The 9,466-nt window shown below is 68.9% G+C and carries 1 pseudogene; it reads right to left on the bottom strand.

The window, feature by feature from the left end:
• Positions 1–9,454 (bottom strand): annotated as a pseudogene (locus tag ACWD2L_RS40530) (amino acid adenylation domain-containing protein); the annotation flags it as partial.
• Positions 9,455–9,466 lie beyond the last annotated feature (12 nt).

Raw genomic sequence — 9,466 nt, forward strand, 5'->3', positions numbered from 1 at the left:
CACCCGCCACATACACCTCACCCGCAACACCCACCGGCACCGGCTGCAACGCCTCATCCAGCACATACACACGGCTATTCGCGACCGGCCGGCCAAACGGCACCTGCCCCGGACGACCACCATCCACCGCACCAATCGCCACGATCACCGTCGCCTCGGTCGGCCCATACGCATGCACCAACCGACGCCCCACCGACCACGCCCGCGCCACCGACTCACTCACCGCCTCGGCACCCACCACCATCGCCTCAACCCGCGACAGATCCCCCGGCTCCAACACCTCCAGCAGCGACGGCACCACACTCGCCGCCCGTACCCCGGTCAACTCCGCCAGCCGCCGCGGCTCTGCCCGCTGCTCCTCCGACGCCACCCACAACGTCGCACCCGACGACAACGCCACCGCCACATCCAACACCGACGCATCGAAACTGAACGACGCGAACTGCAACACACCCACACCCGGACCCGCACCCATCACCGGCCCGAACACCGACACCAGATTCACCAACGACCCATGCGAGACCGCCACACCCTTCGGCCGCCCCGTCGAACCCGACGTATAGATCACATACGCCAACCCCGACGGAACCAGCCGCACACCGGGCGCGGAATCCGGGTACTCCCCCAACCCGTCGAGGACGCCCGCGTCCACCACCACACCCACACCGGCATCCGCCAGCATGAACTCCACACGCTCGACCGGCAGTTCAGCATCCACCGGGACGTACGCCGCCCCCGCCTTCCACACACCAAGAATCCCGGCAACCATCTCCGCGTCACGCCGGAGACGAAGACCCACCACCGACTCCGCACCCACACCCCGACCACGCAACCAATGCGCCAACCGATTCGCCCACACATCCAACTCGCCGTACGACACCTCAACACCGTCCGACACCACCGCCACCACACCCGGAGCCGCAGCCACCCACTCCTCGAACAACCCCACCACCGACGAACCAGCCACACCCGACGCCGCGTCAGTGTCCGTGCCCGTGCCCGTGTCATTCCACTCCACCAGGAGCCGATCCCGCTCACCCGGGCCGAGGATGTCCACCGAGGCCAGTTGCATGTCCGGGCCGCCGTCGAGCGCGGTCGTCAGCGCGTCGACCACGTTCGCCAGCGCAACAATCACCGAATGACCGACGCCCGCAGGGTCGATGCCCTCGGCAGTCGCCAGACTCACGCTCATCCCAGCGGCGCCCCGGTCGTTGACCGACACGGTCACGGGGTAGTTGTTCCGCTCCTCGGCGAACACAGTTTGGATGCCCTCAACAGGCCTACGCTGATCCAGCTCCGTGCCGGTCGGGCTCTCGCCGGCACCGGTGATGTGCCGGTAGTTGAACAGTGAGGTGAACAGCGGCGTATTGGCCGCGACACCACTCGCCTGCTGTGCCACGGCCAACGGCGCGTGCTCGTGCTCCAGCAGCCCCGCCAGCTGGTCCCGCATCCCCTCAACCGCCGCACGTACGCCCACCCGGCTGGTCCCCACGCGTACCGGCAGCGTGTTGATGAACGGGCCGAGCACCCGGTCGGCGCCCTCGCCGGCGTTCATCCGGCCGAACAGCACCGTGCCGAACACCACGTCTCCGTGGCCCGACAAGGCCGACAGCACGCGCGCCCACGTCACATGCAGGACTGTCGCCGTACTGACCCCCAACTCCCGTGCCACGCGCCGCAGTCCGTCGGTGACATCGGCCGCGATGGGCACGACTGCCTCGGAGGTCGTGCTGCCGTCGCCGCGTACGTCGAGCACCCCGTACGGGGCGGTCGGCTCGGTCACGTCACCGAGCAGCTCGGCGAAGTACCGCTCGTGCTCGACCCGGGACACCGCACGTGTCTGCGCCACGAAGTTCCGGAACGGCATCGCCGGCGCCAGCCGCTCCGCCTGCCCGGTCAGCACCGCCCGCAACTCCTGCAACAGCACGTCCATGCCCAGGTGATCCTGGAGCAGGTGATGCATCCGCACCACAGCCAGCCACCGACCCCCGGACACCTCCGCCGCATGCACATCCATCAACGGCGCACGCCCCAGATCCATCACCGACCCGACTACGGCCAGCAGGGCATCCGCCGGATTCGCAGACCCGCCGTCAATCTCGTGCTCTACGAACGGCAGTTGAGCCTGCCGCCACACCACCTGCACCGGCTCACGCAGGCCCTCCCACACCACACCCGTGCGATAGATGTCGTGCCGGTCCATCACCTGCTGCAGCGCGCCGGTGAACGTCTCAAGCCGGGCCCGGGAGTCGAATTCCACGACACGCGCCGTCAGATAGACGTCGCCGCCCTCACCCGCCATGAGGTGGTGGAAGAACATGCCCTCCTGCAACGGCGCCAACGGATAGACGTCCGCGACATTCCCCGCTCCACCCTCGACCGCCGCGACCACCCGATCGATCTCCGCCTGCGACAACTCCACCAGCGGCAACATCTCCGGCGTAATCCGCTCCGCATCCGCCGGTATCAGGTTCTCGGGTACGTCCACTGATCCGACGCCCGTAGCCCTGGCCAGCCCGGCCGGCGTCGACGCCTCGAACAGCGCCCGCACTGACACCGACACACCACGGGCCCGCAGCCGCTCCACCAATGACACCGCCAACAGCGAATGCCCGCCGAGCTGGAAGAAGTTGTCGTCGACGCGGACGGACTCGAGGCCCAGGACGTCGGCGAAGACCGCGCAGAGGATCTCCTCCTGCACGGTGACCGGGGCCCGGCCGGCCCCGGTGGTGTATTCCGGCGCGGGCAGGACCTTCCGGTCGAGCTTGCCGTTGGCGGTCAGCGGCAACTCGTCCAGCATGACGAACGCGGCCGGGACCATGTACTCCGGCAGCCGCGACGCCACCACGTCCCGCAGGGCATCCGTGTCGAGCCCTGCGTCCGCGGCCACCACGTAGGCGACCAGGCGCTTGTCGCCCGGAGCGTCCTCACGCGCGACCACCGCGGCCTGTCCGACGTTCGGCTGCGACATCAGCACGGACTCGATCTCGCCCGGCTCGATGCGGAAGCCGCGCACCTTCACCTGCTCGTCGGCCCTCCCAGCGAAGACGAGCTGGCCGTCGTCCGTCCACTTCGCCAGGTCCCCGGTCCGGTACATCCGCTCACCGGCAGAACCGAACGGGCAGGCCACGAACCGCTCACCCGTCAGACCGGGCCGACCCACATAGCCACGCGCCAGACCGGCACCCGCCACGTACAGCTCACCCGCAACACCCACCGGCACCGGCTGCAACGTCTCGTCCAGCGCATACAGCCGCGTGTTGGCGATCGGCCGGCCGAACGGCACCGGGCCTTGCCGATCCGCGTCCACCACCTCGGCAGCCACCATCACCGTCGCCTCGGTCGGCCCATACGTGTTCACCAACCGGCGCCCCGCAGACCACGCCCGCGCCGCCGACTCACCAATCGCCTCGGCACCCACCAGCAGGGTCTCCACCTGCGACAGATCCTCCGGCTCCAACACCCCGAGCAGAGACGGCACCACACTCGCCGCCCGCACCCCGGTCAACTCCGCCAGCCGCCGCGGCTCCTCCCGCTGCTCCTCCGACGCCACCCACAACGTCGCACCCGACGACAACGCCACCGCCACATCCAACACCGACGCATCGAAACTGAACGACGCGAACTGCAACACACCCACACCCGGACCCGCACCCATCACCGGCCCGAACACCGACACCAGATTCACCAACGACCCATGCGAGACCGCCACACCCTTCGGCCGCCCCGTCGACCCCGACGTATAGATCACATACGCCAACCCCGACGGAACCAGCCGCACACCGGGCGCGGTATCCGGGTACTCCCCCAACCCGTCGAGGACGCCCGCGTCCACCACCACACCCACACCGGCATCCGCCAGCATGAACTCCACACGCTCGACCGGCAGTTCAGCATCCACCGGGACATACGCCGCCCCCGCCTTCCACACACCAAGAATCCCGGCAACCATCTCCACACCACGCGGCAGACGAAGCCCCACCACCGACTCCGCACCCACACCCCGGCCACGCAACCAATGCGCCAACCGATTCGCCCACACATCCAACTCGCCGTACGACACCTCAACGCCGTCCACGGTCACCGCGACCGCATCCGGAGCCGCAGCCGCCCACTCCTCGAACTGGGCCGGAATCGTCCTCCCATCCACCTCGACCGCGGTGTCATTCCACTCGGTGAGAACCCGATCGCGCTCATCGGCACCCAGCGCATCCACCGCATGCAGACGGACATCAGGCGCCGCGGCCACCGACTCCAACACCCGGCCGAACCAGCCCACCAACCGTTCAGCGGTCTCCGCCTCGAACAGATCCGCCGACGCGGTCAGGCCACCCCGCAACCCGGCCGGACGCCCCTCCTCGTCCAACACCTCCGACAACGACACATCGAGGTCGAACCTCGCCGAAACGGTGGCCACACCGCCTGCCGTCATCTCGTCGACACCCGTGCCGACCCCGGGCAGTTCCAGGGAGGCGCTCTCCATGTTCTGCACGGTGAGCATCACCTGGAACAGCGGGTGCCGGGTCAGCGAACGCTCCGGCGCCAGCTCCTCCACCAGCCGCTCGAACGGCACATCCTGATGCGCCAGCGCGCCCAGGTCCGCCTCCCGCACCCGCCCCAGCACCTCACGGAACTCCGGATCACCCGACAGATCCGTCCGCACCACCAACGTGTTCACAAAGAATCCGACGAGATCGTCCAGCGCCTCATCCGTACGTCCCGCGATCGCGGACCCGATCGGCACATCGGTCCCCGCACCGAGCCGTGACAGCGTCACCGCCAACGCCGCCTGAAGGACCATGAACACCGTCACACCCTCGGCCCGCGCCAGCTCCACCACCCGCTGATGCACCTCGACCGGCACCCGCAACGGCACCCGATGTCCCACATGACCGGACACCGCAGGACGCGCCCGATCCACGGGCAGCACCAGTTCTTCCGGCGCTCCGGCCAACTCCTGCCGCCAATAGCCGACTTGCTCGGACAACAGGCTGTCCGGGTCCGACTCCTCCCCGAGCAACTCCCGCTGCCACAACGCATAATCCGCGTACTGCACCGGCAACGCCGCGAACACCGGCGCCTCGCCACGCAGCCGCGCCGCGTACGCGATCGACACGTCCCGTGCCAGCGCGCCGCGCGACCAGCCGTCGCTGGCTATGTGGTGCGTCACGACCACGAGCACTTGGTCCTCCGGGCCGGCCTCGAACAGCCACGCCCGGATCGGCAGCTCCGCCGACAGATCAAACGTGTGCTGCGTGGCCTGCCGCACGGCCGCGTCCAGTTCACCGGTCTCCACGTGGGTGACCCGCAGCGACCAGTCGAGTTCCGCCGGGTCAAGGATGCGCTGGTAGGGCTCGCCTTCGACAACGGGGAACACCGTACGCAGCGACTCGTGCCGACCGAGCACATCCCGAAGTGCCGCGTCCAGCACCGCGGTGTCCACGCCACTGACCCTGACCGGCATCGAGATGTTGTACGTCGAACTCGGCCCCTCCAACTGGGCCAGGAACCAAAGCCGTTGCTGCGCGAACGACAACGGCACCCGCTCCGGACGCGTCTCCGCAGCCCGCAACGGCGTACGAGCCACCCCCGTCCCAGCGTCCAGGCGGTCGGCGAGCGCGGCCACCGTCGGCGCCTCGAACAACGCCCGAACCTCGACCTCCACCCCCAACACGACCCGAATCCGCGAGACCAACCGCACCGCCAACAGCGAATGCCCACCCAGCCGGAAGAAGTCGTCCTCGACCCCAACCGACTCCACACCCAGCACGTCGGCAAAGGCCGCGCAGAGGATCTCCTCCTGTACGGTCGCCGGACCCCGGCCGCCACTCGCGGCATACTCCGGCACCGGAAGGACCTTGCGGTCGAGCTTGCCGTTGGCGGTCAGCGGCAGCTCGTCCAGCGTGACGAACGCGGCCGGGACCATGTACTCCGGCAGCCGCGACGCCACCACGTCCCGCAGCACGCTGACATCGACACCGGTCTCGCCGTCGGCAGGCACCACATACGCGACCAGGCGCTTGTCGCCGGGCATGTCCTCACGGGCGATCACCGCGGCCTGCGCCACCTCGGCACAGGCTTCCAGCACGGCCACGATCTCACCCGGCTCGATCCGGAACCCGCGCACCTTCACCTGCTCATCGGCCCGGCCGGCGAACATTAGTTGCCCGTCCACGGTCCATTTGGCCAGATCTCCGGTCCGGTACATCCGCTCACCGCCGGAACCGAACGGGCACGCCACGAACCGCTCACCCGTCAGACCGGGCCGGCCCACATAGCCGCGCGCCAGACCGGCACCCGCCACGTACAGCTCACCCGCAACACCCACCGGCACCGGCTGCAACGTCTCGTCCAGCGCATACAGACGGGTATTGGCGATCGGCCGGCCGAACGGCACCGGGCCTTGCCGATCCGCGTCGACCACCTCGGCAGCCACCATCACCGTCGCCTCGGTCGGCCCATACGTGTTCACCAACCGGCGCCCCACCGACCACGCCCGCGCCACCGACTCACCAATCGCCTCGGCACCCACCAGCAGGGTCTCCACCTGCGACAGATCCTCCGGATCCAACACCCCGAGCAGAGACGGCACCACACTCGCCGCCCGCACCCCGGTCAACTCCGCCAGCCGCCGCGGCTCTGCCCTCTGCTCCTCCGACGCCACCCACAACGTCGCACCCGACGACAACGCCACCGCCACATCCAACACCGACGCATCGAAACTGAACGACGCGAACTGCAACACACCCACACCCGGACCCGCACCCATCACCGGCCCGAACACCGACACCAGATTCACCAACGAACCATGCGAGACCGCCACACCCTTCGGACGCCCCGTCGAACCCGACGTATAGATCACATACGCCAACCCCGACAGAACCAGCCGCACACCGGGCGCGGTATCCGGGTACTCCCCCAACCCGTCGAGGACGCCCGCGTCCACCACCACACCCACACCGGCATCCGCAAGCATGAACTCCACACGCTCGACCGGCAGTTCAGCATCCACCGGGACGTACGCCGCCCCCGCCTTCCACACACCAAGAATCCCGGCGATCATCTCCGCACCACGCCGGAGCCGAAGCCCCACCACCGACTCCGCACCCACACCCCGACCACGCAACCAATGCGCCAACCGATTCGCCCACACATCCAACTCGCCGTACGACACCTCAACACCGTCCGACACCACCGCCACCACACCCGGAGCCGCAGCCACCCACTCCTCGAACAACTCCACCACCGACGAACCAGCCACACCCGAGGCCGTGTCAGTGTCATTCCACTGCCGCAGCTGGGCACGCTCGTCGCCATCCAGCACATCCACCGCATGCAACCGGACATCGGGCGCCGCGGTCACCGACTCCAACACGCGGCCGAACCAGCCCACCAACCGTTCAGCGGTCTCCGCCTCGAACAGATCCGCCGACACGGTCAGGCCACCCCGCAACCCGGCCGGACGCCCCTCCTCGTCCAACACCTCCGACAACGACACATCGAGGTCGAACTTCGCCGAGTTGGTGGTCGACCGATCCAGGCTCTGCGATCCGCCTCCCCCGGGCTCGACGTTGTGCAGGGTGAGCATGACCTGGAACAGCGGGTGTCGGGACAGCGAGCGCTCCGGTGCCAGTTCCTCCACCAGCCGCTCGAAGGGCACGTCCTGATGTGCGAACGCGCCCAGGCTCGCCTCCCGCACCCGCCCCAGCACCTCACGGAACTCCGGATCACCCGACAGATCCGCCCGTACCACCAGCGTGTTCGCGAAGAACCCGACCAGGTCGTCCAGCGCCTCGTCCGTACGCCCGGCAACCGTCGACCCCACCGGAACATCCGTCCCCGCACCAAGACGGGAAAGAGTGACCGCCAGGGCCGCCTGAAGGACCATGAAGACCGTCACGCCCTCGGCGCGCGCCAGCTCCACCACCCGCTGATGCACCTCGGCCGACACCCGCAACGGCACCCGACGCCCCACATGGCTCGCCACCGCAGGACGCGCCCGATCCGAGGGCAACGTCAACTCCTCCGGCACCCCGGCCAACTCCCGCCGCCAGTACCCCACCTGCTGCGACAGCACACTCCCCGGGTCGGACTCCGCACCCAGCAACTCCCGCTGCCACAACGCGTAATCCGCGTACTGCACCGGCAACGCCGCGAACACCGGAGCGTCCCCCCGCAGGCGAGCCGCGTACGCCTTCGAGACATCACGCCGCAGCGCGCCCATCGACCACGCGTCGCCGGCGATGTGATGCACCACCACCACGAGTACCTGCTCATCCGGCCCGGCCTCGAACAGCCACGCCCGAATCGGCACCTCCGCCGCCAGATCAAACGCGTACTGCGACGCGTGGCTGACGGCAGCGCCCAGCTCGTCGGCCTCCACGCTGCGCACTTCGAGTCGCCACTGGAGCTCTCGCGCGTCGAGGATCCGCTGGTACGGCTCACCCTCCACGGCCGGGAACACCGTGCGCAGCGTCTCGTGGCGCCCGATCACGTCTCGCAGCGCGTCGTTCAACGCGGTGACATCCACCTCGCCGGTCAACGGCACAGCCAGGGGGATGTTGTAAGCCGGGCTCGGCCCCTCCAACTGGCCGAGGAACCACAGCCGTTGCTGCGCGAACGACAACGGCACCCGCTCCGGACGCGTCTCCGCAGCCCGCAACGGCGTCCGAGCCACCCCCGTCCCAGCGGCCAGACGGTCGGCGAGAGCGGCCACCGTCGGCGCCTCGAACAACGCCCGAACCTCGACCTCCACCCCCAACACGACCCGAATCCGCGAGACCAACCGCACCGCCAACAGCGAATGCCCACCCAGCCCGAAAAAGTCGTCCTCGACGCCCACCGACTCCACACCCAGCACATCGGCGAACACCCCGCACAGGATCTCCTCCTGCACCGTCGCCGGACCCCGGCCACCACCCGCGACATACTCGGGTGCCGGAAGCGCCTTACGGTCCAGCTTCCCGTTCACCGTCAACGGCAACTCGCCCAGCGTCACAAACGCCGCCGGCACCATGTACTCCGGCAACCGCGACACCGCGAACTCCCGCAGATCACCGACATCGACACCGATCCCGCTGTCGGCAGGCACCACGTACGCCACCAGGCGCTTGTCGCCCGGAACGTCCTCCCGCGCCAGCACCGCGGACTGCGCCACCCCCGCGTGCGCTTCCAGGACAGCCTCGATCTCGCCCGGCTCGATCCGGAACCCACGCACCTTCACCTGCTCGTCGGACCGCCCGACGAACACCAACTGTCCCTCGTCCGTCCACCGCGCCACATCGCCCGTCCGGTACATCCGCTCACCGGCAGAACCGAACGGGCAGGCCACGAACCGCTCACCCGTCAGACCGGGCCGACCCACATAGCCACGCGCGACTCCCGTACCCGCGACATACATCTCCCCCGCCACACCCACCGGCACCGGACGCAACGCAGCATCCAGCACGAACACCGACACCCCCGG

This window comes from Streptomyces sp. NPDC002754, from assembly GCF_053592315.1.